At 68.8% G+C, this 25,765-nt stretch carries 27 protein-coding genes; 7 read left to right on the forward strand and 20 right to left on the reverse strand.

Features of this window, described 5'->3' with window-relative positions:
* Nucleotides 1-4 precede the first annotated feature (4 nt).
* From ASG69_RS11725 to ASG69_RS11750, 6 genes are all read right to left on the reverse strand, one after another.
* Nucleotides 5-1,051, reverse strand: coding sequence for a hypothetical protein (locus ASG69_RS11725; protein ID WP_156380498.1), 1,047 nt, complete (start codon nt 1,049-1,051; stop codon nt 5-7).
* Nucleotides 1,048-2,511: a GTPase HflX gene (gene hflX / locus ASG69_RS11730; protein ID WP_056444903.1), complete on the reverse strand. Its 1,464-nt coding sequence runs from the start codon at nt 2,509-2,511 to the stop codon at nt 1,048-1,050. Before hflX ends, ASG69_RS11725 begins: the two co-directional genes overlap by 4 nt.
* An 84-nt stretch (nt 2,512-2,595) precedes the next feature.
* The gene (dapF, locus tag ASG69_RS11735) at nt 2,596-3,468 is read right to left on the reverse strand and encodes a diaminopimelate epimerase (RefSeq protein WP_027505134.1); all 873 of its coding nucleotides are present in this window, start codon (nt 3,466-3,468) and stop codon (nt 2,596-2,598) included.
* A 4-nt stretch (nt 3,469-3,472) separates the two neighbouring features.
* Nucleotides 3,473-4,327, reverse strand: coding sequence for a TrmH family RNA methyltransferase (locus ASG69_RS11740; protein WP_056444906.1), 855 nt, complete (start codon nt 4,325-4,327; stop codon nt 3,473-3,475).
* Nucleotides 4,324-5,238: a tRNA (adenosine(37)-N6)-dimethylallyltransferase MiaA gene (gene miaA / locus ASG69_RS11745; protein ID WP_200933805.1), complete on the reverse strand. Its 915-nt coding sequence runs from the start codon at nt 5,236-5,238 to the stop codon at nt 4,324-4,326. The genes ASG69_RS11740 and miaA overlap by 4 nt, the downstream gene beginning before the upstream one ends.
* A complete protein-coding gene (locus ASG69_RS11750; protein ID WP_162247032.1) occupies nt 5,235-5,948 on the reverse strand; it encodes a hypothetical protein in 714 nt (237 codons plus the stop codon). The genes miaA and ASG69_RS11750 overlap by 4 nt, the downstream gene beginning before the upstream one ends.
* Nucleotides 5,949-6,112: 164 nt before the next feature.
* Between ASG69_RS11750 and ASG69_RS11755 the strand changes: the two genes are divergently transcribed.
* Nucleotides 6,113-7,570, forward strand: coding sequence for a DUF349 domain-containing protein (locus ASG69_RS11755; RefSeq protein ID WP_051613197.1), 1,458 nt, complete (start codon nt 6,113-6,115; stop codon nt 7,568-7,570).
* Nucleotides 7,571-7,580: 10 nt separating this feature from the next.
* Here ASG69_RS11755 and ASG69_RS11760 read toward each other — a convergent pair whose 3' ends face one another.
* Nucleotides 7,581-8,162, reverse strand: coding sequence for an Rv2732c family membrane protein (locus ASG69_RS11760; protein ID WP_037185326.1), 582 nt, complete (start codon nt 8,160-8,162; stop codon nt 7,581-7,583).
* Nucleotides 8,150-9,691, reverse strand: coding sequence for a tRNA (N6-isopentenyl adenosine(37)-C2)-methylthiotransferase MiaB (miaB, locus tag ASG69_RS11765; RefSeq protein ID WP_056444909.1), 1,542 nt, complete (start codon nt 9,689-9,691; stop codon nt 8,150-8,152). The genes ASG69_RS11760 and miaB overlap by 13 nt, the downstream gene beginning before the upstream one ends.
* A gap of 184 nt (nt 9,692-9,875) precedes the next feature.
* On the opposite strand from miaB, the gene gluA reads away from it, so the two are divergent.
* From gluA to ASG69_RS11785, 4 genes are all read left to right on the forward strand, one after another.
* Nucleotides 9,876-10,604: a glutamate ABC transporter ATP-binding protein GluA gene (gene gluA, locus ASG69_RS11770; protein WP_027505130.1), complete on the forward strand. Its 729-nt coding sequence runs from the start codon at nt 9,876-9,878 to the stop codon at nt 10,602-10,604.
* A gap of 37 nt (nt 10,605-10,641) precedes the next feature.
* Complete coding sequence (locus ASG69_RS11775) at nt 10,642-11,475, forward strand: glutamate ABC transporter substrate-binding protein (RefSeq protein WP_027505129.1); 834 nt, start codon at nt 10,642-10,644, stop codon at nt 11,473-11,475.
* Nucleotides 11,476-11,561: 86 nt separating this feature from the next.
* The gene (locus ASG69_RS11780; protein ID WP_027505128.1) at nt 11,562-12,242 is read left to right on the forward strand and encodes an amino acid ABC transporter permease; all 681 of its coding nucleotides are present in this window, start codon (nt 11,562-11,564) and stop codon (nt 12,240-12,242) included.
* The gene (locus ASG69_RS11785) at nt 12,239-13,162 is read left to right on the forward strand and encodes an amino acid ABC transporter permease (protein WP_082544487.1); all 924 of its coding nucleotides are present in this window, start codon (nt 12,239-12,241) and stop codon (nt 13,160-13,162) included. The genes ASG69_RS11780 and ASG69_RS11785 overlap by 4 nt, the downstream gene beginning before the upstream one ends.
* A gap of 4 nt (nt 13,163-13,166) precedes the next feature.
* On the opposite strand, the gene ASG69_RS11790 is transcribed toward ASG69_RS11785, so the two are convergent.
* The 9 genes from ASG69_RS11790 to pgsA all read right to left on the reverse strand — a co-directional run bounded on the left by ASG69_RS11790 (nt 13,167) and on the right by pgsA (nt 19,811).
* The gene (locus ASG69_RS11790) at nt 13,167-13,808 is read right to left on the reverse strand and encodes a regulatory protein RecX (RefSeq protein ID WP_082544488.1); all 642 of its coding nucleotides are present in this window, start codon (nt 13,806-13,808) and stop codon (nt 13,167-13,169) included.
* A 17-nt stretch (nt 13,809-13,825) separates the two neighbouring features.
* Nucleotides 13,826-14,872 carry a recombinase RecA gene (gene recA, locus ASG69_RS11795; protein ID WP_056445287.1) on the reverse strand — a complete coding sequence of 349 codons (1,047 nt, stop codon included), beginning with the start codon at nt 14,870-14,872 and terminating at the stop codon, nt 13,826-13,828.
* Nucleotides 14,873-15,038: 166 nt separating this feature from the next.
* Nucleotides 15,039-15,233: a DUF3046 domain-containing protein gene (locus tag ASG69_RS11800; protein WP_027505125.1), complete on the reverse strand. Its 195-nt coding sequence runs from the start codon at nt 15,231-15,233 to the stop codon at nt 15,039-15,041.
* A gap of 35 nt (nt 15,234-15,268) precedes the next feature.
* A complete protein-coding gene (locus tag ASG69_RS11805; RefSeq protein WP_056444911.1) occupies nt 15,269-16,447 on the reverse strand; it encodes a glycosyltransferase in 1,179 nt (392 codons plus the stop codon).
* Nucleotides 16,448-16,481: 34 nt separating this feature from the next.
* On the reverse strand, nt 16,482-16,655 hold the full coding sequence (locus ASG69_RS22860; RefSeq protein WP_027505123.1) for a hypothetical protein: 174 nt from the start codon (nt 16,653-16,655) through the stop codon (nt 16,482-16,484).
* A gap of 198 nt (nt 16,656-16,853) precedes the next feature.
* On the reverse strand, nt 16,854-17,693 hold the full coding sequence (pspM, locus tag ASG69_RS11815; protein ID WP_235578925.1) for a phage shock envelope stress response protein PspM: 840 nt from the start codon (nt 17,691-17,693) through the stop codon (nt 16,854-16,856).
* Nucleotides 17,694-17,724: 31 nt separating this feature from the next.
* A complete protein-coding gene (gene pspA, locus ASG69_RS11820; protein WP_027505120.1) occupies nt 17,725-18,543 on the reverse strand; it encodes a phage shock protein PspA in 819 nt (272 codons plus the stop codon).
* Nucleotides 18,544-18,704: 161 nt separating this feature from the next.
* Nucleotides 18,705-19,055, reverse strand: coding sequence for a helix-turn-helix domain-containing protein (locus ASG69_RS11825; RefSeq protein ID WP_027505119.1), 351 nt, complete (start codon nt 19,053-19,055; stop codon nt 18,705-18,707).
* A 201-nt stretch (nt 19,056-19,256) separates the two neighbouring features.
* Complete coding sequence (gene pgsA / locus ASG69_RS11830; protein WP_235578939.1) at nt 19,257-19,811, reverse strand: CDP-diacylglycerol--glycerol-3-phosphate 3-phosphatidyltransferase; 555 nt, start codon at nt 19,809-19,811, stop codon at nt 19,257-19,259.
* A 284-nt stretch (nt 19,812-20,095) separates the two neighbouring features.
* Here pgsA and ASG69_RS11835 point away from each other — a divergent pair, with 284 nt between their 5' ends.
* Both ASG69_RS11835 and ASG69_RS11840 read left to right on the forward strand, forming a co-directional pair.
* Nucleotides 20,096-20,578, forward strand: a complete 483-nt coding sequence (locus tag ASG69_RS11835) for an amino-acid N-acetyltransferase (RefSeq protein WP_027505117.1) — start codon at nt 20,096-20,098, stop codon at nt 20,576-20,578.
* 37 nt (nt 20,579-20,615) lie between these two features.
* Nucleotides 20,616-20,900 carry a YciI family protein gene (locus ASG69_RS11840; protein ID WP_027505116.1) on the forward strand — a complete coding sequence of 95 codons (285 nt, stop codon included), beginning with the start codon at nt 20,616-20,618 and terminating at the stop codon, nt 20,898-20,900.
* Nucleotides 20,901-20,975: 75 nt separating this feature from the next.
* Here the strand turns inward: ASG69_RS11840 and ASG69_RS11845 are convergent, their stop codons facing one another.
* The 3 genes from ASG69_RS11845 to ASG69_RS11855 all read right to left on the reverse strand — a co-directional run bounded on the left by ASG69_RS11845 (nt 20,976) and on the right by ASG69_RS11855 (nt 25,742).
* A complete protein-coding gene (locus ASG69_RS11845; protein WP_082544489.1) occupies nt 20,976-22,064 on the reverse strand; it encodes a TerC family protein in 1,089 nt (362 codons plus the stop codon).
* Nucleotides 22,065-22,328: 264 nt separating this feature from the next.
* A complete protein-coding gene (locus tag ASG69_RS11850) occupies nt 22,329-25,046 on the reverse strand; it encodes a DNA translocase FtsK (RefSeq protein WP_200933806.1) in 2,718 nt (905 codons plus the stop codon).
* A 66-nt stretch (nt 25,047-25,112) separates the two neighbouring features.
* Nucleotides 25,113-25,742, reverse strand: a complete 630-nt coding sequence (locus ASG69_RS11855; RefSeq protein ID WP_056444917.1) for a TIGR03085 family metal-binding protein — start codon at nt 25,740-25,742, stop codon at nt 25,113-25,115.
* Nucleotides 25,743-25,765: the final 23 nt, after the last annotated feature.

The following is a 25,765-nucleotide window of genomic DNA, read 5'->3' on the forward strand; positions in this document are numbered from 1 at the left end:
GTGTCTACCGCGACCGGAACAGTCGACGCACGAAGAACAGGGTCAGCACCACGACCACACCGACCGACGCCGCGGCGGCGATCAACGGAACGAGGATGGACCCGGTGGGCTCGGCGGGTGATTCGGAGTCCGCGGTCTCGGTGGCCTCCGGGCCGGCCTCGGCGGAGGGTGCCACATCACGCAGGACGAGGACGGCGGGAAGAGCTGCAGCCGTGTCCACACCCTGCTCGGACCCGAGCAGCACCTCGTCGTCCGAGGTGAAGGCGATCGACTCGCCCTGCGGCTGCGGCGGGAGCGCGACGACGCGGGCGGGGGCCGACGCGAAGGCCGCGGCCACGTCACCGTCCCGCACGGACCACAGGTACAGATCGGTGTAGGTGCGCACGGCAGCGATGGACCCGTCGGCGCTCACGGCGCCGCCGGTGACCAGGCGACTGCCGTCGAGCAGCGGCGGACCCCCGGGTGTGGTCGTCGCGGACGGCGCGAAGTCGGCCACGCGGCGCAGCGGGGTGGGACCGGGACTCGGGAGATCGGACACCGACGTGTCCGCGGTGTACACGGCACCGGTTCCGAGACCGTCCTTCGTGACGACGACGGGACGGCCGTCGGGCCCGATGAGGAGTGCTTCGGCATCGTGCGCACCGTCGGGATAGGTGAGCCGGTGCAGTTCACCGGCACCACCGGCCGCAGGATCCATCCGGGTGAGGGCCACGGCGTCGCGTCGACGGTCGTTGTCGCCGATGTCCGCGAGCCACAACGACCCCTCGAACGACGAGAGATCCTCGACGTCATACGGATCCACCGGATTCGGAAGCCACTCCGCGACAGCACACTCGGAGTCGAGGCGCGCGACACGGTCGTCGGCGCCGCTGTCCCCGATCGCGTACACCGTCCCGTCGAGCACCGTCATACCCGAGAGTTCGGACAGTCCCGGATCGGTCGGCACACAGTACGGCTCCGCATCCGGTGCCTCGGTCTGCGCCGCCGCGGGAGACGCTGCCACGAGCGCCACCACGGCAGCGCCGAGCACCGGCGCGAACCGACGGCTCACGCGCTGTGGGCGTATCGCGTGAGTATCGAGGCCAGCGCCGTCGGCACGGTCGCGTCGATGCGCGTACCGCCGCTCTCGTGACTCGTGCTCGAGATCCGTCCGTCCGCATGGATGCGCGACACCAGGTCGCCGCGGTCGTAGGGCAGCAGGACGCTCACCGACACCTCGGGCGGGCGGACCAGCTCGCCGAGTCGTGTCCGCAGCTCCTCGATGCCCTCACCGGTCTTCGCGGACACGAAGACCGCACCCGGCACCAGGCCCCGCAGCTGCGTCAGCGTGACGGGATCCGCGGCGTCGATCTTGTTGACCACGATCAGTTCCTCGGGCGCCGCGGCGTTCTGCTCGCGCACCACCGAGACGATGACCTCGCGGACCGCCTCGATCTGCCCGATGGGGAGCGGGTCGGACCCGTCCACCACGTGCAGCAGCAGATCGGCGTCCGTCACCTCCTCGAGCGTGGAGCGGAACGCCTCGACCAGCTGGGTCGGCAGGTGGCGGACGAAGCCGACGGTGTCGGTGAGCACGCACTCGCGGCCGTCCTCGAGCGTCGCCTTGCGCGTGGTCGGGTCCAGGGTCGCGAACAGTGCGTTCTGCACCAGCACACCGGATCCGGTCAACGAGTTGAGCAGCGACGACTTCCCCGCGTTGGTGTAGCCGACGATGGCGATGGACGGCACGTTGCCCTGCAGCCGGCGCTCACGTTTGGTGTCGCGGGCCTGCTTCATGCCCCGGATCTCGCGACGTAGCTTCGCCATGCGCTCGCGAATGCGACGACGATCGGTCTCGATCTTCGTCTCACCGGGACCACGCAGGCCCACACCGCCGTTGCTGCCGGCGCGGCCACCCGCCTGACGCGACATGGACTCACCCCAGCCGCGCAGACGCGGGAGCATGTACTCCATCTGCGCCAGGGCTACCTGCGCCTTGCCCTCGCGGGAGGAGGCATGCTGAGCGAAGATGTCGAGGATCAGCGCGGTGCGGTCGATGACCTTCACCTTCACGATCTTCTCCAGTGCCGTCAGCTGCGCAGGCGTGAGTTCACCGTCGCACACGACGGTGTCCGCGCCGGTCGCGATGACCACCTCGCGCAGTTCCTTCGCCTTGCCGGAGCCGATGTAGGTGGAGGCGTCGGGTCGGTCGCGACGCTGCACCAGCCCTTCGAGCACCTCGGAACCTGCCGTCTCGGCCAGAGCCGCGAGTTCGGTCATGCTGGATTCCGCCTCCTCGGCGGAACCGCTGGTCCAGACACCGACGAGCACCACGCGCTCGAGCCGCAACTGGCGGTACTCGACCTCGGTGACATCGGTGAGCTCGGTGGAGAGTCCGGCCACACGGCGCAGTGCGCTGCGATCGTCGAGCTGCATGTCGCCGGTGGACCACTCGGCGTCCTGCTCGAACCCGTCGCTGTGGGAGGAACCTGTCGTGTCGGCCCTGTCGGCCGCTGCATTCGTTGTCGTCATACGAGACCCATGATCCACGAGAACGTCCTGACGTGCACTGTCATTTACGCAACCGTGTCGCGGGGAATACCCGCACCCCGGCCGTCACGCTTCCAGCCCCGCCCACCAGGCGTCCGACAGCTCCCCCGACGCCACCAGCACCGACGGCCCCCGCATCGACGCGGAACCGTTCGACACGCGCACCGACACGACACCACCGGGAACGTGGACGGCCAGCTCGCCGTCGCCGGACCCGTCGAAGCGCAGGGCCGCGACCGCGGCGGCGACGATGCCCGTGCCACACGATCTGGTCTCCCCCACGCCGCGCTCGTGGACACGCATGCTCACCGCACCGTCCTTCGGCACGGTGACGAACTCGATGTTGACCCCGTGCGGGTACACCGCACCGTCGAAGGTGGGTTGCGCCGTGAGGTCGAGGTCGCCGAGGGTCTCCGCATCGAGATCGGCGGACACGCAGGCCAGGTGCGGATTGCCGACGTCGACGCCGATGCCCGTGAAGGACCTGCCGTCGACCTCGGTGTCGGAGGTCTCGAAGACCTGCGGGGTGCCCATCTCGACGGTGACCACGGCGTCGGTGGCGTCGTGCGAGTGCACCGTGACCGGTTTTCCGCCGGCGCGCGATCCGACGACGAACTCGTCCGAGTCCACGAGACCGGCCGCACGAACGTAATGGGAGAACACCCGGACACCGTTGCCGCACATCTCCGCGATGGACCCGTCCGCGTTGCGGTAGTCCATGAACCAGTCGCCGGCGGACACGCCCTCGGGCAGCGCGTCGAGCACGCCGCGGTCGACGAGAGCACCGCTGCGGGCGACTCGCAGTACCCCGTCCGCGCCGAGCCCGGCTCGGCGATCGCACAGCGTCGCCACGCGGTGTGCGCTCAGATCGAGGAGTGCGTCCGGGTCCGGCAGCACGACGAAATCGTTCTGCGTTCCGTGTCCCTTGGTGAACTGCATGGGATCAGTCTCCCACCGGCGCGGACGTCCGCGCGATCAGCCGTTGGCGGGTGATCTCGTACAGCCCGACGGCGCCGGCGGACGGTGCTCCGAGGGAGCTCGCCGCGCCGCCTATCGGGATGGACACGACGACGTCGCAGGCATCCCGCCACGCGGCACTCATGCCGCGGGTCTCGTTGCCCACCACCAGCACCGTTCCTCCTGTGAAGTCGTGCTCGTGCGCTGCCACCGTGCCGGTCTCGTCGGTGCCCACGATCGTCATGTCGGTGCCCTGCTGCCGCAGCCTGTCCACCATCGCGCGAACCTGCTCCGGACCTCCGACCTGTCCCACGGGGAGTGCGAACAGGGAGCCGGTGGTCGCGCGGACGCACGCGGGATCGAACGGGTCCGCGGCATGCCCGCTGACCAGCAGCCCGGACGCTCCGAAGGCGTCCGAGGACCGGATCAGGGTGCCGAGATTGCCCGGCGACGTCGGCCGATCGAACGCGACCACCACCGGCGCGTCGCCCGTCGGAGTCCAGTGGCCGGGATCGAGGAGCCGGGACCGTGCGAGGAGCAGGATCTCCGGTGGTTGATCGACGCGTTCGCCGAGCTCCGCCATCAACTCCGGCGCGACACCCACCGCGGGCACGCCTGCGGCCCGGCAGCGGTCCACGGTCGACGTGGCCCAGGACGACAGGGAGTCGCCGGTTCGATACAGCACGGACTCGAGAGGCCACTCGTGCTGGACGGCCAGTGTGACCGGCCGCACTCCCTGCACGAGGAAGACTCCCGCCTTGGTGCGCTTGCCGCGGGTGACGAGGTAGGACTGCCACTGCTGGAACCGCGCGTTCCTCGACAGGACGAGCGCATCGCTCATCGGTGTTCTCCCCTCGTGCGCAGTGCGGCGTCCAGCAGGTCCGATGCGCCCCCGCGCAGCCAGTGCACGCGGGGATCACGACCGAACCAGGACCGTTGGCGGCGAACATAGCGGCGGGTACCGACGAAGGTCGCCTCGCGCGCGGCCGCCTCGTCGATCTCGCCGTCCAGCAGCTGCAGCACCTGCGCGTAGCCGATCGCCCTCGGGGCGGTGACTCCCTCGCGCAGTCCCTGCCCCACGAGGGTCTCGACCTCGGCGACGAGCCCCTCGGCGAACATCGCGTCGGTGCGTGCCGCGATGCGCGCGTCCAGCTCGTCGGTGTCACGGTCGATGCCGAGGACGACGGTGTCCCAGCGCGGCTCGCCGATGGTGGGCGCCGACGCGGCGAACGGCTTCCCGGTGAGGCGTCCCACCTCGAGCGCGCGGACGATGCGTCGGCCGTCGGTCGGCAGGATCGATGCCGCGGCCGCCGGATCGGACTCGGCGAGTGCGCGATGCAGCGCCGCGACCCCCTCGTCCGCGAGCCTGGCCTCGAGTTCGGCACGCACCGCGGCATCCGTGGCCGGGAACTGCCATCGGTCCAGCAGAGCCTGGACGTACATCATCGATCCGCCGACGACGACGGGCACGACGGACTGCTCGAGCAGCTCCTCGATCTCCCGCACCGCGGCGTCCTGGTACGCCGCCACCGTTGCCGTCTCCGTGACGTCCAGGACGTCGAGTCGGTGGTGCCGGATGCCGCGACGCTCCGCGACCGGCGTCTTCGCCGTGCCGATGTCCATGCCTCGGTACTGCTGCATCGCGTCGATGTTCACGATGTGCCCGCCGAGGCGCTCGGCGAGATCGAGCGCGAGGGCCGACTTGCCCGTGGCCGTGGGTCCGATCACCGCGACCGGTGTCGGTCGCGTCACAGCGACCACGAGGCGACGTGATACCCGACTCCGTAGGGGGCACCGCGAAAGAGACTGTGCGGCACCACTCGTGTGGGTCCGACCAGCGTGGCCGCCACCTGCCATGCCACCCGCCCGTCCACGCCGAGGGCATCACACAGAGCAGGATCCAGGGACGCCAGCGCATCGACGTCGGCTCTGCCGAGCGCATCGTCGATCGCGTGCTGCACCGCCTCGGCCCGGTCGTCGAACGCGCCGGGCGCCTTGTCGGTCAGGGTCGTCGCCCCGTCACCGACGACGAGCAGCCCCACGGGGCCGGGCGCGGCGTCGACGCGGCCGCGCAGGTCGAGCGCCACCGCCGCCACGTCCTGGACACTCGCGTTCCGAGCGACGAGCTGTACGGGGACCGACCACTGCGGAACAGCCTGCCCGCGGAGCAGCCCGACGGTCAGCGCGGCCAACTCCATCGCGCGATCGACAGGCCCGCGATCCGGGGCGAGACCGACCACGACATCGGCCCCGAAACCGGCGTACGTACCCGCGGCATCGCCGTCGATCCAGGTCGTGGTCGCACCGACCCCGACCCCGATCCAGCCGTGACAGGACTGCCCCAGGTCGTCGCACGCCTCGCGCACGGCTGCACGCAGATCGTCCAGTTCGCCTGTGGCGGAACCGGCGAGCTCCGCGAGCAGCAACGGAGGCGACGGGACGAAGGCGAGGGCGGACAGCACGGACGCCACGGTAGTCGACCGTCCGAGGGCGTCCCTTTTCCGCGCGTCCCTCGGGGTTTGCATGGTCGCCGACGCGCGGAGGGGGTTGAATGGGCCGAGAACGACCGAGCAGAGAACCACGTAGCGCCAGGCAGCCGTGACGCGCGGCAGAGACGGAGAGAACCATGACCGAGCACGAGACGACCGAGAACGCCCCCGGCGAGGCGCAGGCGAGCCCCACACCTCCCCGGCCCGGGCCCCGACCGGGTCCTCGACCCGGCGGCGCACCGCGCCCGGCGCCCACCCGGCCCAGTGCCCCGGCCGATCCGTCCGCACCGTCGTCCTCCACAGGCGACGGGGAGTCGCACCCGACGCCGCATCCGGCTGCACACCACGTGCCGACGACGCCCGCTGTCGTCCCGGTCGTGACCGATCCGTCCCGCTGGGGCCGGGTCGACGAGGACGGTTCCGCGTGGGTACGTACCACCGACGGAGAGCGGCAGGTCGGTTCCTGGCAGGCCGGTGACGCGGCCGAGGGCCTCGCACACTTCGGGCGCCGCTACGACGATCTCGCCACGGAGGTCGCACTCCTCGAAGCGCGACTCGCCTCCGGCGCCGGCGACGCCAAGAAGACGAAGACCGCCGCCGTCGCGCTCGCCGAGACCCTGCCCACCGCTGCTGTGATCGGCGACATCGACGCGCTGGCGACCCGCCTGCAGGCCGTGATCGAACACTCCGACGAGGTCGCCGCCGAGCATCGCAAGCGCAAGGATTCCGAGCGGACCGAATCGACGGCACGCAAGGAGGCGCTGGCCGTCGAGGCCGAGACCATCGGCAGCGAATCCACGCAGTGGAAGGCCGCGGGTGACCGTCTTCGCGTGATCCTCGAGGAGTGGAAGACCATCCGCGGCGTCGACCGCAAGGTCGACGACGCCCTGTGGAAGCGCTACTCCAAGGCACGGGAGGCGTTCAACCGCCGCCGCGGCGCGCACTTCGCCGATCTCGACCGCGAACGCGGTGCCGCCAAGGTGCGCAAGGAAGAACTGGTCGCCAAGGCCGAGGAACTGTCGTCGTCCACCGACTGGGTGGGCACCGCGCAGGTGTTCCGCGATCTCCTGACCGAGTGGAAGGCCGCCGGCCGGGCTCCCCGCGACGCCGACGACTCGCTGTGGCAGAAGTTCAAGGGCGCCCAGGACGTGTTCTTCGAGGCACGCAACGCGGCTCAGTCCGAGCAGAACGCGGAGTTCGAGCAGAACGCCGAGGCGAAGGAACGGCTGCTGGCCGAGTCCGGTCACATCGACCCGTCCAAGGACATCGAGGCGGCCCGCGCAGCACTGCGGACATTGCAGGACAAGTGGGACGCCATCGGCAAGGTCCCGCGGGAGAAGATGCACGATCTCGAGGGCAAGCTCCGCGCGATCGAGAAGCGCGTCCGCGACGCCGCCGACTCCGAGTGGCGACGCACCGACCCCGAGGCGATGGCGCGCGCGGCTCAGTTCCGCGAGCGGGTCGCGCAGTTCGAGGAGCAGGCCCAGAAGGCCGAGGCCGCGGGCAAGGCCAAGGACGCCGAGAAGGCCCGTGCGCAGGCACAGCAGTGGCGCGAGTGGGCCGACGCCGCCGACAGCGCCCTCGGCGGTCTGTGACTCCGGAGGATCAGTTGTCGCGGCGCCGGGACGTGTCCAGCACGTTCTCGCGCCGCGCCTCGTCCATCACGGCCGCGTCGCGCCGGGCGGCGGCAGCCGCCCACTGAGCGTTGGAGCGGTTCCACACCACCTTGAACCAGTGGAACGCCAGCACGACCACGAGCAACCAGCCGAGGACGAGGCCCAGCCCGGGGCCGGCCCCGGTAAGGCCGACGGGAACGGTCTGACGCGACCAGATGGCCAGGATGCCCAGCACCGTCGCCACCCCGGACCCGTAGAGCGCGACCCAGGCCAGCGCCCAGCGTTGAGTGACCAGGGCGAGGGCCGAGAAGCCGACCGCGAACACCAGGGTCAGCCACACGAAGATGCGTGACGGCAGTGCCACCGACTCCGCCACGGCGTCCTCGTCGTGCACCAGCACGTCCCACGCGTTGGCCGAACCTGTGTGCGGCAGTGCGAAGCTCAGTAGCAGCAACAACACCACCACTGCCACGACGACGGCGCGGACCCCCGGGTCGATACGCCCCGAGATCCGCTTCTCGGCGGCCGCCGGATCGGACCCCGTCGTCGGCTCGGTACTCACAGTGAACATCCCATCGTCGTGACCGGCTCGGGCGCCGGGGCGCCGACGGACGGCAACCCCAACCCGACACCGACCGGTGCGGTCCGGGGCATCGTGCCCCGCTCGTGTCGGTCGCCGGCCGTGGTGCGCCGGTGCGAGCGCACCGGGACGTCGGCGACCAGGTGATAAGGCTTCGCGTCGGTCACCGTGGTGACGACGACGTCGCCGGGCCGGACGGCGCGGTCGATGGCGCCCGTCGGGGTGAAGTGCACGAGTCGCCCGTCGCGGGTGCGTCCACTCATCCGCTCGGTGACGGCGTTCTTGCGTCCGGCCCCGTCGGCGATGAGCAACTCCACCTCGGTTCCGACGACGCGACGGTTCTCCTCGTGGGAGATCTCCTCCTGCAGAGCGGCGAGCCGTTCGTAGCGTTCCTGCACGACGGCCTTCGGCACCTGATCCGGCATGTCGGCGGCCGGCGTTCCCGGTCGCTTGGAGTACTGGAACGTGTAGGCGCTGCTGAAGCGAGCGCGACGGACGACGTCGAGGGTCTCCTGGAAGTCCTCCTCGGTCTCCCCGGGGAAGCCCACGATGATGTCCGTCGTCAGTGACGCGTGCGGGATGGCTTCGCGCACCCGGTCGATGATGCCGAGGAACTTCTCCTTGCGGTACGAGCGGCGCATGGCACGCAGCACGCGGTCCGATCCGGACTGCAGAGGCATGTGCAGCGTCGGGCACACGTTGGGCGTCGACGCCATCGCCTCGATGACGTCGTCGGTGAACTCGGCGGGATGCGGCGAGGTGAACCGGACGCGCTCGAGACCGTCGATCTCCCCGCACGCGCGCAGGAGCGATGCGAACGCACCCCGGTCACGCGGCTGCTCGGGATCCGCGAACGAGGCGCCGTACGCGTTGACGTTCTGTCCGAGCAGCGTCACCTCGAGCACGCCCTCGTCGACGAGGGCCTGCACCTCGGCGAGGATGTCGCCCGGCCTGCGGTCGACCTCCTTGCCGCGCAGTGCGGGCACGATGCAGAAGGTGCAGGTGTTGTTGCACCCCACCGAGATGGACACCCACCCGGAGTAGGCGGAGTCGCGCTTGGCCGGGAGAGTCGAGGGGAACGCGTCCAACGACTCGAGAATCTCGACCTCGGCGCGCTGGTTGTGGCGCGCCCGATCGAGCAGCGCCGGCAGGGATCCGATGTTGTGGGTGCCGAACACGACGTCCACCCACGGCGCCTTCGTGACCACGACGTCGCGGTCCTTCTGTGCGAGGCACCCACCGACGGCGATCTGCATGTCGGGGTTCTCGTCCTTGGCCGGCCGGAGTTGGCCGAGGTTGCCGTACAACTTGTTGTCGGCGTTCTCCCGTACCGCACACGTGTTGAAGACGACGAGATCGGGGGACGACCCGGAGTCGGCCTTCTCGTAACCAGCCTCCTCGAGAAGGCCGGACAGTCGTTCGGAATCGTGCAGGTTCATCTGGCAGCCGTACGTGCGCACCTCGTAGGTGCGCGCAGTCCCGGACCGCGCAGGCAGGGTCTGGGTGTCGATCGTGTCCACCCCTCCAGGGTACGGCGGCGCTCGAACCCGACCCACCGAGCGGTCCGAGTAAAGTTTCCATTACATATCCGCGGTCCCCGCACCAAAACGAGCAGTGGCGGAGGAAACTACCTCTAGGGTCATCGCCATGACCCACCCTGACGGCGAGCGCGAACATCGCTCGTCCACAGCATCGTCTGCCCCCATGATCGCGATGCACGGCGTGCAGAAGCACTTCGGTGATCTGCACGTCCTCAAGGACATCGAACTCGACGTTCCCAGCGGCCAGGTCGTCATCGTCCTCGGCCCCTCCGGGTCGGGTAAATCGACGTTGTGCCGCACCATCAACCGGCTCGAGCCCGTCGACGAGGGCACCATCGAGGTCGACGGCAAGGCACTTCCCTCCGAAGGCAAGTCGCTCGCCGCGCTCCGCGCGGACGTCGGCATGGTCTTCCAGTCCTTCAATCTCTTCGCGCACAAGACGATTCGTGAGAACGTCATGCTCGGGCCGACGAAGGTCCGCAAGATGAAGAAGGACGAGGCCGAGAAGACCGCGCAGCGTCTGCTCGAACGCGTCGGCATCGCCAACCAGGCCGACAAGTACCCGGCGCAGCTCTCCGGCGGCCAGCAGCAACGTGTCGCCATCGCGCGTGCACTCGCCATGAACCCCAAGGTGATGCTCTTCGACGAGCCGACCTCGGCGCTCGATCCCGAGATGGTCAACGAGGTGCTCGACGTCATGACGTCGCTGGCCAAGGAGGGCATGACCATGGTGGTCGTGACCCACGAGATGGGCTTCGCCCGCCGCGCCGGCGACCGTGTCATCTTCATGGCCGACGGCCAGATCGTCGAGGACACCGATCCCGAGACCTTCTTCACCACACCGAAGTCCGATCGCGCCAAGGACTTCCTCGGCAAGATCCTGAGTCACTGATCTCCCACCCGCTCGTCCCAACTTCTGGAGGATCTCGATGAGAATCACCCGCACCGCCCGTGTCGGCGTCGCCGCACTCGCGCTCGCCTTCGCCGCCACCGCGTGTGGTGGCGACGAGGCCACCAGCGCGTCGTCCAGCGCCGAGAGCGGCAAGCTGACCGTCGGCATCAAGTTCGACCAGCCGGGCCTGGGCCTGCGCACCCCCGACGGCTCGTTCAGCGGCTTCGACGTCGAGGTCGCGAAGTACGTCGCCGGCAAGCTCGGTGTCACGCCGGAGAACATCACGTTCAAAGAGTCGCCGTCGGCGCAGCGCGAGACGCTGATCGAGAACGGTGAGGTCGACTACATCGTCGCCACCTACTCGATCACCGACGCCCGCAAGGAGAAGGTCGACTTCGCCGGACCGTACTTCGTCGCCGGACAGTCGCTCCTCGTTGCCGACGGCAACACCGACATCACGGGCCCCGAGTCGCTCAGCGGTGGCAAGCGCCTCTGCTCCGTCTCCGGCTCCACCCCCGCGCAGAAGGTCAAGGACCAGTACGCGCAGGACGTGCAGCTGCAGGAGTTCGACACCTACTCCGCCTGTGTCGAGGCACTGCGCAACGGCGCCGTCGACGCGGTCACGACCGACGACATCATCCTGGCCGGCTACGCGGCTCAGTACCCGGGTGAGCTCAAGGTGGTCGGCGAGCCGTTCACCGAGGAGCGCTACGGCATCGGCCTGGCCAAGGGCGACGACGAGACCCGCACCAAGATCAACGACGCGATCGACGCCATGATCGAGGACGGGTCGTGGCAGAAGGCATTCGAGGACACCGTCGGACCGTCCGGGTACCCGCTGCCCGCACAGCCGACCGTCGATCGCTACTGATCACCACTCTTCGCGAGACCCGAACGGGCGGTTCACACCGGTGAACCGCCCGTTCGACTCGTCACCGCTCTCGGAAGGAGTCGCCGGTGGACATACTGAGTGACTACGCGCCCGAACTCCTCGACGCGTTCTGGATGACGATCAAGCTGACGGTGCTCTCCGCCATCGGCGCTCTCGTCCTCGGCACCCTGCTCGCGGCGATGCGGGTCTCCCCCGTTCCCGTCGCGCGGTGGATCGGTGCCACCTACGTCACCATCTTCCGCAACACCCCGCTCACGCTGATCCTGCTGTTCTGCGCCTTCGGCCTCTACCAGACCCTGGGCGTCACGCTCGCCGATCAGGCGTCCCCGACCGGCCAGGCGGACAACAACTTCCGGCTCGCCGTTCTCGGTCTGAGCATCTACACGGCCTCGTTCGTGTGCGAGTCGCTGCGGTCCGGAATCAACACGGTGAACGTCGGGCAGGCGGAGGCCGGGCGTTCGCTCGGTCTGACGTTCTCGCAGAACCTGCGCTTCATCGTGCTCCCCCAGGCGTTCCGTGCGGTCATCGGCCCGCTGGGCAGCGTGCTCATCGCCCTGACGAAGAACACGACCGTCGCCGCGGCGATCGGCGTCCTCGAAGCGGCCATTCTGATGAAGGAGATGATCGAGAACGAGGCGGCGATCTTCGTCGTCGGCGGTATCTTCGCGCTCGGCTTCGTCATCCTGACCTTCCCCACCGGCCTCTTCTTCGGCTACCTCGGCAAGCGATTGGCGGTTGCCCGATGACCACAGCGAACGCACCTCTGAGCACCGAGGCACCGCCCAAGAAGGTCGCCTCCGCCGAACGCGCCACCGTTCTCTACGACGCTCCCGGGCCCCGCGCCAAGGTGCGCAATCACATCATCTCGGCCGTCGTGCTCGTCCTGGTACTGCTGGCGGCGTACGTGATCTACGCGAAGCTGGACGAGAAGGGCCAGTTGACATCGGAGAAGTGGAGCCCGTTCGTCGAGTCGTCGACCTGGACGACGTACCTGGTTCCCGGCATCCAGGGCACCCTGGTCGCCGCGGGACTGTCGATCGTGCTGGCGCTGATCCTGGGCGCCGTCCTGGGCATCGCGCGCCTGTCGGACCACCGGCCGGTGCGGCTGGTCGCCGGATTCTTCGTCGAACTGTTCCGCGCCATCCCGGTGCTGATCCTGATGATCTTCCTGTACCAGTTCTTCGCCGAGTACCAGGTGTTCAAGTCCCGCTACCTGGCCCTGGCCGCGGTGGTGACGGGCCTGACGCTCTACAACGGCTCGGTCATCGCCGAGATCGTGCGGTCGGGCATCCAGTCCCTGCCGAAGGGTCAGACCGAGGCGGCCATGGCCATCGGCCTGCGCAAGGGCCAGATCATGCGCATGATCCTGCTTCCCCAGGCCGTGACAGCGATGTTGCCGGCCATCATCTCGCAGATGGTGGTGGCGCTGAAGGACTCCGCGTTGGGCTACATCATCGGCTATGTCGAGGTGGTCCGGTCGGGCCAGCAGGTCGGTGCCTTCTACGGCAACTTCCTGCCGGCGCTGATCATCGTGGCCATCATCATGATCATCCTGAACTCGCTGCTGACGTACCTCGCCACGAAGGTGGAGAAGCGACTGCGACGAGCGAAGAAGAGTCCGGTTCCTGTCGATCAGGGTGCCGCCATGGGTGGCGCGACAGTCTGACGTTCTAGTACTCGAGGCCTTCGGAATCGTTTCCGAGGGCCTCGAGTTCTGTCCGAACCACGTCGAAGGCCATGCCCTGGGCGAACCCGCGACGCGCGAGCATCGACACGAGCTTGCGCACCACCTTGTCGCGTTGCGCACGCCGCTCCCGCGGATCCTCGATCTCCTCGTTCAGAGCGGACAGCAGAGCCGGGGCTCGGAGCTTCTTGACGACCAGTTCGCGCGCACGCTCCCGCTCGTCCTCGGGCTCGATCATGTCGAGTGCCTCGGTGGCCAGCACCGGATCGATGCCCTTGGTGCGTAGTTCTGTGCGCAGCGCCTGCTTGCCTCGGCCCGAGTACGTGTGTCGCGAGCGGACCCACTGATGGGCGAAGTCGCGATCGTCGACCAGCTTGATCTCGGTCAGCCTGTCGAGCACGGACGTGATGATCTCGTCCGTGAATCCTTTGGCGGCCAACCGCTGTTCGAGCTCGGCGCGGCTCCGGGCGCGATCGGTGAGCAACCGCAACGCGGCATCCTTGGCCTGCACCGCCGTGCCCCCGCCCGGGGGCGGCGTCTCGCCCGATCGGCGGCCGGAACGGGACCGGGCGCCCGACGTACGTCGGGCGCCCGGTGCACGCGAGTCCGGAAACTCGTCGTCGTTCACAGTCGAGAGACCTGCTGTCAGAAGTCGACCGGAGCAGCGACGGTCTCGTCGGGCGTACGCACGTCTGCACCGATGCCGAGCTTCTCCTTGATCTTCTTCTCGATCTCGTCACGGATGTCGGTGTTCTCGAGCAGGAACTTGCGTGCGTTCTCCTTGCCCTGGCCCAGCTGATCACCCTCGTAGGTGAACCAGGAGCCGGACTTGCGCACGAAGCCGTGCTCGACACCCATGTCGATGAGCGAGCCTTCCTTGCTGATGCCCTTGCCGTACAGGATGTCGAACTCGGCCTGCTTGAACGGCGGCGACACCTTGTTCTTGACCACCTTGACGCGGGTGCGGTTACCGACTGCGTCGGTTCCGTCCTTGAGCGTCTCGATACGACGGATGTCCAGGCGCACCGATGCGTAGAACTTCAGCGCCTTACCGCCCGTCGTGGTCTCGGGCGAGCCGAACATGACGCCGATCTTCTCGCGCAGCTGGTTGATGAAGATGACCGTGGTGCCGGACGAGCTGATGGCGCCGGTGATCTTGCGCAGGGCCTGGCTCATCAGGCGGGCCTGCAGACCGACGTGACTGTCACCCATCTCGCCCTCGATCTCGGCACGGGGAACCAGGGCTGCCACGGAGTCGACGACCAGGATGTCGATGGCACCGGACCGGATCAACATGTCCGCGATCTCGAGCGCCTGCTCACCGGTGTCCGGCTGGGAGACCAGCAGCGCGTCGGTGTCGACACCGAGCTTGGCGGCGTAGTCCGGATCGAGAGCGTGCTCCGCGTCGATGAACGCGGCGATGCCGCCGGCGGCCTGTGCGTTGGCGACCGCGTGGAGCGCGACCGTCGTCTTACCCGAGGACTCCGGGCCGTAGACCTCGACGATGCGGCCGCGCGGGAGTCCGCCGATGCCGAGCGCGACGTCCAACGCGATCGAACCCGTGGGGATGACGGCGATGGGCACACGGGCCTCGTCGCCGAGACGCATGACCGACCCCTTGCCGAAGTTCTTGTCGATCTGCGCGAGCGCGAGATCGAGCGCCTTGTCCCGATCGTATGCAGCTGCAGCCATCATGGTCTCCTTCTCGAAGTTCTTGTCCCCGAAGCGTCTGTACCCCGTCGATCTGTCGCCAAGGTAGAGGGGGGTACCGACAAGAACCGCTGCCGTGCGATTCCCGTCGACTCTGCACACGACTATAAGCGAACAGGTGTTCGATACCCAGCGACACGCCGGAGGTTCACCACCGCGATCGGGGAACGTCGAACTCGACGCACAGTGCGCGCCACACGTCCTTCGGATCCTCGCCGTCCTCGATGGCCTGCGCGGCGGTGCGGTTCCCGAGGCTCAGCAGCAGGTGGTCGACCAGCATCGAGTCCCCGGTCACGGTTCCGAACTGTTCGGCGACACGGTCGTGGAAGTCGGTCAGGCGCACCATGTCACCGTAACCCGGGACGTCCGCGCTCCCCCTCAGCGCGGGCGGGAGTCGACGATCACGCTGCGGCACACCGCGACGGGGTCCTCGACCGCGGCGGCGGTCGCCGCGGCACGACCTGCCGCGGCGGCGTACGTCGAGTCGTTCAGCACCCGGTCGATCGCCTCCGCCACGGCGTCGGCGGACACCGGACGCACGATCGTGGCGCTTCCCTGCCGGGCCGCGCGGTTGGCCAGTTCCCACTGATCTCCCCCGCCGGGGATCACGACCACCGGGACGCCGGCGGACAGCGCCTTCGCCAACATCCCGTGGCCGCCGCCGCACACCACGACCGACGCCAGCGGCAGCAGCGCGTCCTGGCGCCCCAGTCCGCCCACCGCCCAGGACGGTAGACCGGCCGGAACGTCGTCCACCGTGGTGATCACCAGTCGACGACTCCGGCCGCGCGCACGTGAGGCCGCCGTCGCCTCGACAGTGGCCTCGACCATGGACACGGCGCCGGTCGCGGCCGTCGACGGTGCCAGCAGGATCAGCGGTTCGGTCCCCGGCGGCGGGTCGAGGAGAGCGGTCGTCGGCTCCCACAACAACGGACCGACGACCCGCGCCTCGGCCGGCCAGTCCGTCCGCGGCACCTCGAGCGCGGGGATGGTCGCGACGAGGCGCCGCGCGGGGCCGGGGTCCGACGCGGGCAGACCGACGCCCTCGCGCGCCCGAGCGCGCTGCGCCAGCCCTGCTCGGACGGAGCGGTCGGTCAGAGCTCGCATCACGGTGTCCCGCAACCGACCTCGCAGTCCCGTGCCCGGTGCGAGGCCACTCCCGATCGGGGGCAACGACACGGAGGGCCGGTAGAGCGGGTGCGGAGACAGTTCCACCCAGGGAACTCCCAGCCGCTCGGCGGCGAGACCGCCGCCGGCCGTGAGAATGTCCGAGACCACCAGATCGGGAGCCGACTCGGAGAGCACCGGCAGCAGCATCGAGGACATGTGGGCCGCTCGCTCGTGAATTCTGCGGCCGGCGTCCGCGTCGTCGTCCTCGGGCCGCGGTTCCAGTCCCGGCAGCAGGCGAGTGTCCACCCCGTCCGCTCGCGCGGCGTCGAGCCACCGATGGCCGGTGTAGACCACGGCCGTCTCTCCTGCGGCCGTCAGCGCCTTCGCGAGCGCGATGGCAGGGAAGGCGTGCCCCGCATCGGGGCCGGCGACCACCGCGACGAGCATGGGCGAAGCCTAGGTCAGCGCGGCACCGGGGACGTCAGAAGGGTGACTTCGCCGAGTCGCGATCGCCGCTCATCGCGCGGAAGAGGAAGTAGAGACCGGTTCCCACCACGGCCAGCGCCACCAGGGGGAACAGCGCCTTCAGCAGGGCGCCGAGAACGACGATGCCGATCCACACCAGAACGATCGCACCGAGAATCTTCCAGAACATGTCGAACTCCTTCTCGTCGGGGACTCTCGTCGCCGGCCGCGGTGGAGTTCACCGGCGATCCGTCGACGAGTTCGACACTGCCAGAACCGAACTGGCACAACACCGAATCGTCCCGGAGTTCAGGGTGAAGATCGGGGTCGACCCCGAGGACGGTACGTCGATCTCAGGGTCGCGGTCGGGGTGAGACCGTCGCCGAGGTCAGGGCTTCTGCAGGTGCTCGAGGCCGAATGCCCAACCCTCGAGGCGATCGGACGCGAACTGGAGGGCGTCCCGTCGCGCGTCGAGTGCGGTGAGCGAACCGGAGGAGCCCGGCGCGGTGAGCAACGCAGCCGCGGCGACGAGCCCGTCGAACTGGTGCACACCGTCCGCCAACCGGGCCGCGGTGGACCCGATGGACCCGGACAGATGGACCGCTGCAGCGGGACTTCCCAGCGCTGCTCTCTCCATCGCGACGATGTCGTGCGCGACCTCGGTCAGGGCTGCCGACGCGGCCGCGGCGATCCGGGTCGTGTCGTGCACGTCGTCCGCGGCGACCGCCCCGGATCGAGCGAGGATGCCCGTCAGCTCGTGCAGACTGCGTTCGGCGGCCGCGAGACGTTCGATGGGCTCGCGAGCGGCGGAGCCCACCGGAGGCAGAGCACGGCGGACCGGCGCTGCTGCCGGCAGTGGCTGGGCCCGCAGCCGTCGGTAGGCCGCCGCCGCGGCCACGGCGGGCACCGCGAACAACACCGTGGTGCCCGATCCCCCGACGACGATCCAGTCGGGTGCGGACGTGGCCGCCACCGTGACGGTGGCGACGCCCATCGACCCGGACGCCGCACCGAAGAGCGTGGCCCGCCGGCGAGTCCGACGGATCCGCCGTTCGGCCTTCTTCCGCGGGTCGTTCCACGACTTGGCGGCGTCGAGGAACGGCCGCGTGACGTCGACGACACCACGAGCCCGGGCGCGCACCAGGTCGGCAGCGCGCCCCACTTCGGCCGGTGCAGCGGGCCGCTCGTGCCACATCTGCCGTCGGTGCGGGTCGCCGTGTCCGGACATCAACGCTCCGTGAGGGTCTCGTGCAGGCAGATCAGTTGGCCTGAGGCGGCTCGGGGGTCGCCTGCGGGGACGACAGGTTCTTCTGCGTGGACACGCCGTCCGCGGAGGGGCCGGCGGTGAGCGAGTCGCCCGCCATGGAGGCACGGATCTGCTCGAGGCGGCTGTGTCCGGCCATCTGGACGCTCGCCTGCTGGACCTCCATCATGCGGCCCTGCACGGAGTTCTGAGCGAGCTCGGCGGAGCCGAGCGCGTTGGCGTAGCGGCGCTCGATCTTGTCCCGGACGGCGTCGAGGCTGGGCGTGTTGCCCGGCGCGGACAGCGTGGAGTCCATCGAGCGGAGCGACTCGCTGACGCGCTCCTGCATCTTGGCCTGCTCGAGCTGGCTGAGCAGCTTGGTGCGCTCGGCGACCTTGGCCTGCAGCGTCATGGCGTTCTGCTCGACAGCCTTCTTGGCCTGGGTGGCGGCCTGGAGCGCCTGGTCGTGCAGAACCTTGAGGTCCTCGACGCTCTGCTCGGCGGTGACCAGCTGAGCCGCGAACGCCTCGGCGGCATTGGTGTACTGGGTGGCCTTCTCGACGTCGGCAGCCGCATTGGCCTGGTCGGCGAGGGTGACGGCCTGGCGCGCATTGGCGTTCAGCTTCTCCACCTCGTCGAGCTGGCGGCTGAGCTTCATCTCGAGCTGGCGCTGGTTACCGATGACCGACGCGGCCTGCTGCGAGAGCGCCTGGTGCTGACGCTGGGCGTCCTCGATGGCCTGCTGGATCTGGACCTGCGGATCCGCCTTCTCGTCGATCTTGGAGTTGAACAGAGCCATCAGATACTTCCAGCCCTTGACGAAAGGATTGGCCATCGGTTCTTCCTGCCTCCATGTGATCCGCCGCGTACGCGACCCGGCTGGCGACCGTCACCGCCGGTGATGCTGCGCGTGTCCGGGACACGCGGTCTGTCTGTGATCGGTACCCGCCATGATCCCATGTCGAACCACGAATGGTCGGAAACGGGACGCGAAGATCAGGCAGCGGCGAGTGCTCGCGCGGTCGGGGCCGGGATGACCACGCGCGTCTCGTCCGAGATGTGGGCCGCACCGCGCTCGGCGGGAACACCCGTCGACGCGGCCGCACTCGCCATCGTGTCCGTGAGCGATTCGCTCACGTCGAACAGAACGTCCGACAGTGGGACGTCGAGGGCATCGCAGATGGCGTTGAGCAGTTCGCTCGACGCCTCCTTGCGGCCACGCTCGACCTCCGAGAGATACCCGAGGCTGACGCGCGCCGTGTTGGAGACCTCGCGCAACGTGCGGCTCTGAGCGACCCGTGTGCGGCGAAGACTGTCGCCCAATGCCTCACGCAAGAGCAGCGCCATGTGGCCCCTCCTTCATCGTGTTCGAACTACGTCGTGGTCGACCGCGGGAACGCCTGTCGGTGCACCGTCGCTCGACCCTCGTCCACCTACAACGCCGGAACGGTCCGATCGGTTCCCGCTACGCGTGTGGACACCCGTCGGAACGGGTGAGAGAACCCTAACCCCCGCCCGCGATCCGCACGCGGCGGAGCACCGGACGGCTCATCGCCCGTCGTGTGGTGTCCGGACCCGCGGCCGCACCGCCTGCACCACGTAGTCGAGTCCCGTGATCATGGTCAGCGCCACGGCCACGATCATCAGCACCATCGCTGCCGGGATCACAGCGTCGGGAAGCGGCAGAACGTAGACCCCGATGGCCACGCTCTGGACGAGGGTCTTGAGCTTGCCGCCGCGTCCCGCGGGGATGACACCGTGCCGCAGGACGGCGAACCGCAGGAGCGTGATGCCGATCTCGCGGGCACCGATGACGAGGGTGATCCACCAGGGCAGGTCCCCCAGCATGGACAGTCCGACCAGGGCCGCCCCGATCAGTGCCTTGTCGGCGATGGGGTCCGCCATCTTGCCGAACTCCGTCACGAGCCCGTGCTTGCGCGCCAGTTGGCCGTCGATGCGATCGGTGATCGCCGCGACGACGAAGATCCCGAAGGCCGCGAGCCGCCACCCGGTCTCCTGGCCACCGTCCGCGAACAGAGCCCACAGGAACACCGGGACCAGCGCGATCCGCAGGACGGTCAGGACGTTGGCGATGTTGAGCAGTGGAGCCGGAGTGAGCGGGCCCGAGCCGACGACGGCGTCCGGCGTCGGCGCGGACGCGTCACCGGGGCCACGACCGACGTCGTACTGAGCGCTCACGTCGCCGAGCCCGCTCTCGGGACGTGACGTGAGTTACCGGCGCGGGACACACGGTCACAATATCGGTACGCCCGATGACTACTGTTCACCCCATGACTTCCGACCTCGATCCGGAGACGGACTCCCGGGCGGCGCAGGATCGCGCAGACGTCCGGACCGCGTCCGGGTCCACCACCGAGCGCGTGCGCCTGCGCCGTGCCCGCACCTCCGACATCCCGGAGATCAAGCGACTCATCGACATCTACGCGGGCCGGATCCTGCTCGAGAAGAATCTCGTGACCCTCTACGAGGCGGTCCAGGAGTTCTGGGTCGCCGAGGTCGACGGTGTCGTCGCCGGCTGCGGCGCGCTGCACGTGCTGTGGGCGGATCTCGGCGAGATCCGCACGGTCGCCGTCGATCCGTCGGTCAAGGGCCACGGCGTGGGCCACCTCATCGTGTCCCGGTTGATCGACGTCGCCCGCGAACTGCAGCTCTCCCGCATCTTCGTGCTCACCTTCGAGGTGCCGTTCTTCGCCCGCCACGGGTTCTCCGAGATCGACGGGACCCCGGTCACCGCCGAGGTTTACGCGGAGATGTGTCGCTCGTACGACACCGGTGTCGCCGAGTTCCTCGATCTCAGCTACGTCAAGCCGAACACTCTCGGCAACACCCGCATGCTGCTCACGCTCTAGATCACCCACCACCCGCTCACACCGCAGGAGAACATCGATGGCCCATTTCCTCGTCAACTACACCTACTCGTCGGCCACCGCCGAGGGACGCGACCGCGTCCGCGCCGAGCACCGCGACTGGCTGCGGGATCTCCTCGCTCGCGACATCGTGGTGGTGGCGGGGCCGTACGCGGACGACAGCGGCGCCACCATCATCGTCAAGGGTGAGAGTGCGGACCAGGTGGGCACGCTGTTCGCCGAGGACCCGTTCGCGGTGGAGAAGCTCGTCGACGCCGTGGCGATCCAGGAGTGGAAGCCGGTGATGGGCGTCCTCGCGGAGTGACCCGCCCTCCGGCACCGCCGGACACACGAACAGCCCGGCACCTCTCGGTGCCGGGCTGTTCTCGTGCGGGGTGGATCAGTGCGAGTCGCGCTCGGTGTCCGTGACGCCGGTCGACGTGGTACCACTCGAGGCGGCCGTGGTGTCGTCGCCGAGGACCGGGCTTCCGGTCTCGCCGTCCTTCACCGCGGGCTTCGCGTCGCCGCGGGTCTTGAGCAGGCTGGCCACGGTGGTGACGATCAGGATGCCCATGATGACACTGAGCGACACTCCGGTGCTGATCTCGGGGACCGACAGGTTCTCGCCGCCGTTGATGAAGCCGAGCTCGTTCTCGTGGAGCGCGTGGAGGACGAGCTTGACGCCGATGAACGCCAGTACCAGGGACAGGCCGTAGGACAGGTAGACCAGGCGATCGAGCAGTCCGCCGATCAGGAAGTACAACTGGCGCAGACCCATGAGGGCGAAAGCGTTGGCCGTGAAGACGATGTACGGCTCGGTGGTGAGACCGTAGATCGCCGGGATCGAGTCCAATGCGAACAGGATGTCGGTGAAACCGATGACGACCAGGGCCAGCAGCATCGGGGTGACCACGCGCTTGCCGTCGATCTTCACCGTCAGACGATCACCGTGGTACTCGTCCGTGGTGGGGAGGATCTTCTTGGCGAACTTCATGATCTTGGTGTCCTGCTGGACCTCGTTCTCCTCCTCTTCCCCGGCCTCCTTGATGAGCTTGTAGGCCGTGTAGATGAGGAACGCACCGAAGAGGTAGAAGACCCAGCTGAAGTTGTTGATGGCCGCGGCACCGAGGGCGATGAAGCCACCGCGCATCACGAGCGCCATCACGATGCCGATGAGCAGCACCTTCTGCTGGTACTGACGCGGTACGGCGAACGTCGTCATGATGATGAGGAAGACGAACAGGTTGTCGACGCTGAGCGCCTTCTCGGTGACGTACCCGGCGAAGTACTCACCGCCGTAGGTCGCGCCGTACTGCCAGAACACGATTCCGCCGAAGATGATGGCGATCGTGATGTAGACGACGGACCACGTCGCCGACTCCTTGAAGGTCGGCTCGTGGGGGGTCTTCACGTGAGCGAAGAAGTCGAAGACGAAGAGTCCCAGGATCACCACGATGGTGACGATCCAGACTGTGGACGAGACATTCATGTGAGCAACTACCTCCGGTAGTCCATGGGTGGGCTCCGGAGGTCTCTCCCACAGAACCAGTGATGATGTCTCGTGCGACCACTGTGTCTGCCGATGACCCGGATCGAGGCAGGGCTCGATCGTGCTGACGGGTCCTTCGCAAGCTGGGGATACTCCCCTCCTGAAAACAACCATGCCACAGCCCCGGACGTATGGAGGCACGCGAAGGGTAATGCACAGGTAAAACTCAGCTAGCGTGAGAGTCAATTCACAACGGGGCCACCGTCACTCGTCCGGATTGTCCGACTCTCCCGGATCCCCGCCCTTAATCGACCACAGCAGCCCGTCCAACTCGTCGGGCTTGACCAGGACGTCGCGGGCCTTCGATCCCTCGCTCGGGCCGACCACTCCGCGCGTCTCCATCAGATCCATGAGCCTGCCGGCCTTGGCGAAGCCGACGCGCAACTTGCGCTGCAGCATGGACGTCGAGCCGAACTGACTCGTCACGACGAGTTCGACGGCTTGGAGCAGCACGTCGAGATCGTCGCCGATGTCGGCGTCGACGTCCTTCTTCTCCGCGGCCTTCTGCGCGGTGACGCCCTCCTGGTACTCCGGCTCCGCCTGGTTCTTGGCGAAGTCGACGACCGCGGTGATCTCCTCGTCGGTGATGAAGGCACCCTGCAGACGGGTGGGCTTGCCCGCGCCCATCGGCAGGAACAGGGCGTCGCCCATACCGATGAGCTTCTCCGCACCCTGCTGATCCAGGATGACGCGGGAGTCGGTCAGCGACGACGTGGCGAACGCGAGCCTGGACGGGACGTTGGTCTTGATCAGGCCCGTGACGACGTCGACGGACGGGCGCTGGGTCGCGAGCACGAGGTGGATGCCGGCCGCGCGCGCCTTCTGCGTGATGCGGACGATCGCCTCCTCCACGTCCCGCGGCGCGGTCATCATCAGGTCCGCGAGCTCGTCGACGATCGCGAGGATGTACGGGTAGGGCTTGTAGACGCGCTCGCTGCCGAGCGGTGCGGTGATCTCGCCCGACTTCACCTTCTTGTTGAAGTCGTCGACGTGGCGCACCCTGTTTGCCTGCATGTCCTGGTAGCGCTGCTCCATCTCCTCGACCAGCCAGGCGAGGGCCGCGGCAGCCTTCTTCGGCTGCGTGATGATCGGCGTGATGAGGTGCGGGATCCCCTCGTACGGGGTCAGCTCGACCATCTTGGGGTCGATGAGGATCATCCGGACCTCCTCCGGCGTCGCCCGCGCGAGCAACGACACCAGCATGGAGTTGACGAAGCTCGACTTGCCCGAGCCGGTGGAGCCCGCCACCAGGAGGTGCGGCATCTTCGCGAGGTTGGCGCTGACGAAGTCGCCCTCGATGTCCTTGCCGAGGCCGATGACCAGAGGATGGTGATCCTTGCGGGTCGAGGGCGCCGTCAGCACGTCGGCCAGGCGGACCATCTCGCGGTCGGAGTTGGGCACCTCGATGCCCACCGCCGACTTGCCGGGGATGGGGGCCAGCAGACGCACGTTGTCGGTGGCCACCGCGTACGCGATGTTGCGGGCGAGCGCCGTGATCTTCTCGACCTTGACGCCCGGTCCGAGCTCGACCTCGTAGCGCGTGACCGTCGGTCCGCGGGTGAAGCCGGTGACGGCGGCGTCGATCTTGAACTGCTCGAGGACCTCGGAGATCGCCTCGATCATCGCGTCGTTCGCCTGGCTGCGCGTCTTCGGCGGATCGCCGTCGATCAGCAGGGACAGCGAGGGCAGGACGTAGTCGCCGTCGACGACGCGGTCCACGACGAGTTTGTCGTCCTCCTTCGGCTTCGGCGGAGTCGCCGCGACGACCGGAGCGGGCTTCGGCTTCGGCGTCGGCTCGACCACCGGTTCCTTCGCACGCGTGCGGACGGGCGGCGGCACCGGCACGTACTCGGTGGGAGCGTCGTCCACCGGTGCCGACTCCTCCACCGGGTACGCGTCGGCCGGCGCGGACGATCGGCGGCGGCGCGACCTCGCCGGCTTCTCGTCGACCGGGTAGCCGTCGGCGTCGAACAGGGCCGGGTCGTACTCGTCGTACGAGGAGCCGTAGCCCGCGGAGTCGTACCCGTCCGGTGCGAAGTCACCGAGGTGCGACTCCTCCTCCCAGTCCTCGTAGTCGCTGTACTCGTCGCCGCGGTTCGCCGTACCGAACAGGGTCCGCAGACGCGCGGGGATGTCGCGCACGGTCGTCCCGGTGAGGAGAAGGACGCCGAACAGGACCGCGAGCAGGAGCAGCGGCACGGCGAGCCAGACGGTGACCCCGCTGCTGAGCGGACCGCCGACGACGAAGCCGACGAAGCCGCCGCCGGACGCACGCCCGGCCAGGTCGTCCGGTGATCCGGAACCCAGATGCCAGAGTCCGAGCATCGGCAGGCCGACCAGCAGAGACCCGAGGACGAGCCGGGGGCGGTCGTCGGGAGCGGGTTCGGTCCGCATCAGGGCTACGGCGACGCCGATGCCGAGCAGCGGCAGCAGGATGGCCGCGCTGCCGACGACGGCGCGCAGCCCGATCTCGATCCACTCCCCGACCGGGCCACCGGCCGAGAACCAGAGACCGGCGGCGACGACCACGCTGACCGCGAGGCACCCGAGGGCGATGCCGTCGCGGCGGTGGCCGTGTTCGATGTCGGCGGCCTTGCCGACGGTGCGAGTGGTGGCACCGAGTCCGCGCGCGGCGAGGCCCCACCCCTTGCCGATGCCGCGACCCACGGAGTTCAGGGCCGCGCGACCGGGCGAGATCGTGCGCTTGGGGGCGCTGCGAGGTCGGGCTCCGGACGACGACCGTGCGGTACCGGACGAGCGAGTCGCCGGGGTGCGCCCGGTGGACGACCGGGGGGCGGTGGGCTTGCGCGGCGTCGTGACCGTCCGCCCGCGTCCGGTGGAGGCACCACTCGTGCCGGTGCCTGCCTTGCTCGATCCGGCCGCGCCGGATCGGGACGCGCGCGTACTCGTCTTGCCTGCCATACCCGTCAGGCTAGTCGGTCGACCCCATCCGGACCATCCGCAACACCAGTAACAGCTCGACCGCTGTCACACGCCGCGGTCGAGGCCCTTCACCGCGGCGACGTCCGCTTGGTCACCGTCGAACTCCAGCACCACCGCATCGCGGCCGAACGCGTGCAGCACCAGCTCCGACGGCTCCCCGCGCAGCGCCACCCGGCGCGAGGCCGACTTCTTCCCGAACGTCCGCCGACGACCGTCCGGGGTCTCCACGTCCACGGCCACGGGGGCTCCCCTGTAGGCGACACGGCCGAGCAGACCCAGCAGACCCCACAGGGCGGTCTGCATCTCGGCGCTCAGTTCTCGCGGAGTCGGTGCGGATCCGTCGGCCCGCCGGACGTCCTCGTGGTGGACGAACATCTCCCCGAGGTTGATCTGCGCGTCGAGGAGCTTGTACGGCGACCACACCGGAGGTCCCGTGCGCACGTCGTCGACGAGACCCACCCACTCCCCCGCGGCGACCGAGTCCTGCACGCGGCGCGTGTACCCCGCCAGCGGCGGTAGGAAGATGCCCGGAGCCGCATCCAGGCGGCGTTCGCGGATCACCAGATGCGCCGCGAGATCCCGGACGGTCCAGTCACCGCACAGGGTGGGAGCGTCCGGACCGACCTTCGCCATCGTGTCGGCCAGTTCCAGACGTTCGTCGTGCGCAAGGCTCATGACACACGAATCTAGCCGTGTCG

The sequence above is a fragment of the Rhodococcus sp. Leaf225 genome (assembly GCF_001426145.1).
Taxonomy (GTDB): domain Bacteria; phylum Actinomycetota; class Actinomycetes; order Mycobacteriales; family Mycobacteriaceae; genus Rhodococcoides.

Excerpts from the sequence above, each read along its gene's own strand:
- pspM (WP_235578925.1), bottom strand. The coding sequence starts at position 17,693 with ATGTCCGGACACGGCGACCCGCACCGACGGCAGATGTGGCACGAGCGG.
- ASG69_RS11840 (WP_027505116.1), top strand. The coding sequence starts at position 20,616 with ATGGCCCATTTCCTCGTCAACTACACCTACTCGTCGGCCACCGCCGAG.
- ASG69_RS11785 (WP_082544487.1), top strand. The coding sequence starts at position 12,239 with ATGACCACAGCGAACGCACCTCTGAGCACCGAGGCACCGCCCAAGAAG.
- ASG69_RS11775 (WP_027505129.1), top strand. The coding sequence starts at position 10,642 with ATGAGAATCACCCGCACCGCCCGTGTCGGCGTCGCCGCACTCGCGCTC.
- ASG69_RS11825 (WP_027505119.1), bottom strand. The coding sequence starts at position 19,055 with ATGGCGCTGCTCTTGCGTGAGGCATTGGGCGACAGTCTTCGCCGCACA.
- dapF (WP_027505134.1), bottom strand. The coding sequence starts at position 3,468 with ATGCAGTTCACCAAGGGACACGGAACGCAGAACGATTTCGTCGTGCTG.
- ASG69_RS11760 (WP_037185326.1), bottom strand. The coding sequence starts at position 8,162 with ATGTTCACTGTGAGTACCGAGCCGACGACGGGGTCCGATCCGGCGGCC.
- ASG69_RS11855 (WP_056444917.1), bottom strand. The coding sequence starts at position 25,742 with ATGAGCCTTGCGCACGACGAACGTCTGGAACTGGCCGACACGATGGCG.
- hflX (WP_056444903.1), bottom strand. The coding sequence starts at position 2,511 with ATGACGACAACGAATGCAGCGGCCGACAGGGCCGACACGACAGGTTCC.
- recA (WP_056445287.1), bottom strand. The coding sequence starts at position 14,872 with ATGGCTGCAGCTGCATACGATCGGGACAAGGCGCTCGATCTCGCGCTC.
- gluA (WP_027505130.1), top strand. The coding sequence starts at position 9,876 with ATGATCGCGATGCACGGCGTGCAGAAGCACTTCGGTGATCTGCACGTC.
- ASG69_RS11805 (WP_056444911.1), bottom strand. The coding sequence starts at position 16,447 with ATGCTCGTCGCGGTGGTCGCCGGCCCCGATGCGGGGCACGCCTTCCCT.
- ASG69_RS11740 (WP_056444906.1), bottom strand. The coding sequence starts at position 4,327 with ATGAGCGATGCGCTCGTCCTGTCGAGGAACGCGCGGTTCCAGCAGTGG.
- ASG69_RS22860 (WP_027505123.1), bottom strand. The coding sequence starts at position 16,655 with ATGTTCTGGAAGATTCTCGGTGCGATCGTTCTGGTGTGGATCGGCATC.
- pspA (WP_027505120.1), bottom strand. The coding sequence starts at position 18,543 with ATGGCCAATCCTTTCGTCAAGGGCTGGAAGTATCTGATGGCTCTGTTC.
- ASG69_RS11845 (WP_082544489.1), bottom strand. The coding sequence starts at position 22,064 with ATGAATGTCTCGTCCACAGTCTGGATCGTCACCATCGTGGTGATCCTG.
- ASG69_RS11755 (WP_051613197.1), top strand. The coding sequence starts at position 6,113 with ATGACCGAGCACGAGACGACCGAGAACGCCCCCGGCGAGGCGCAGGCG.
- ASG69_RS11850 (WP_200933806.1), bottom strand. The coding sequence starts at position 25,046 with ATGGCAGGCAAGACGAGTACGCGCGCGTCCCGATCCGGCGCGGCCGGA.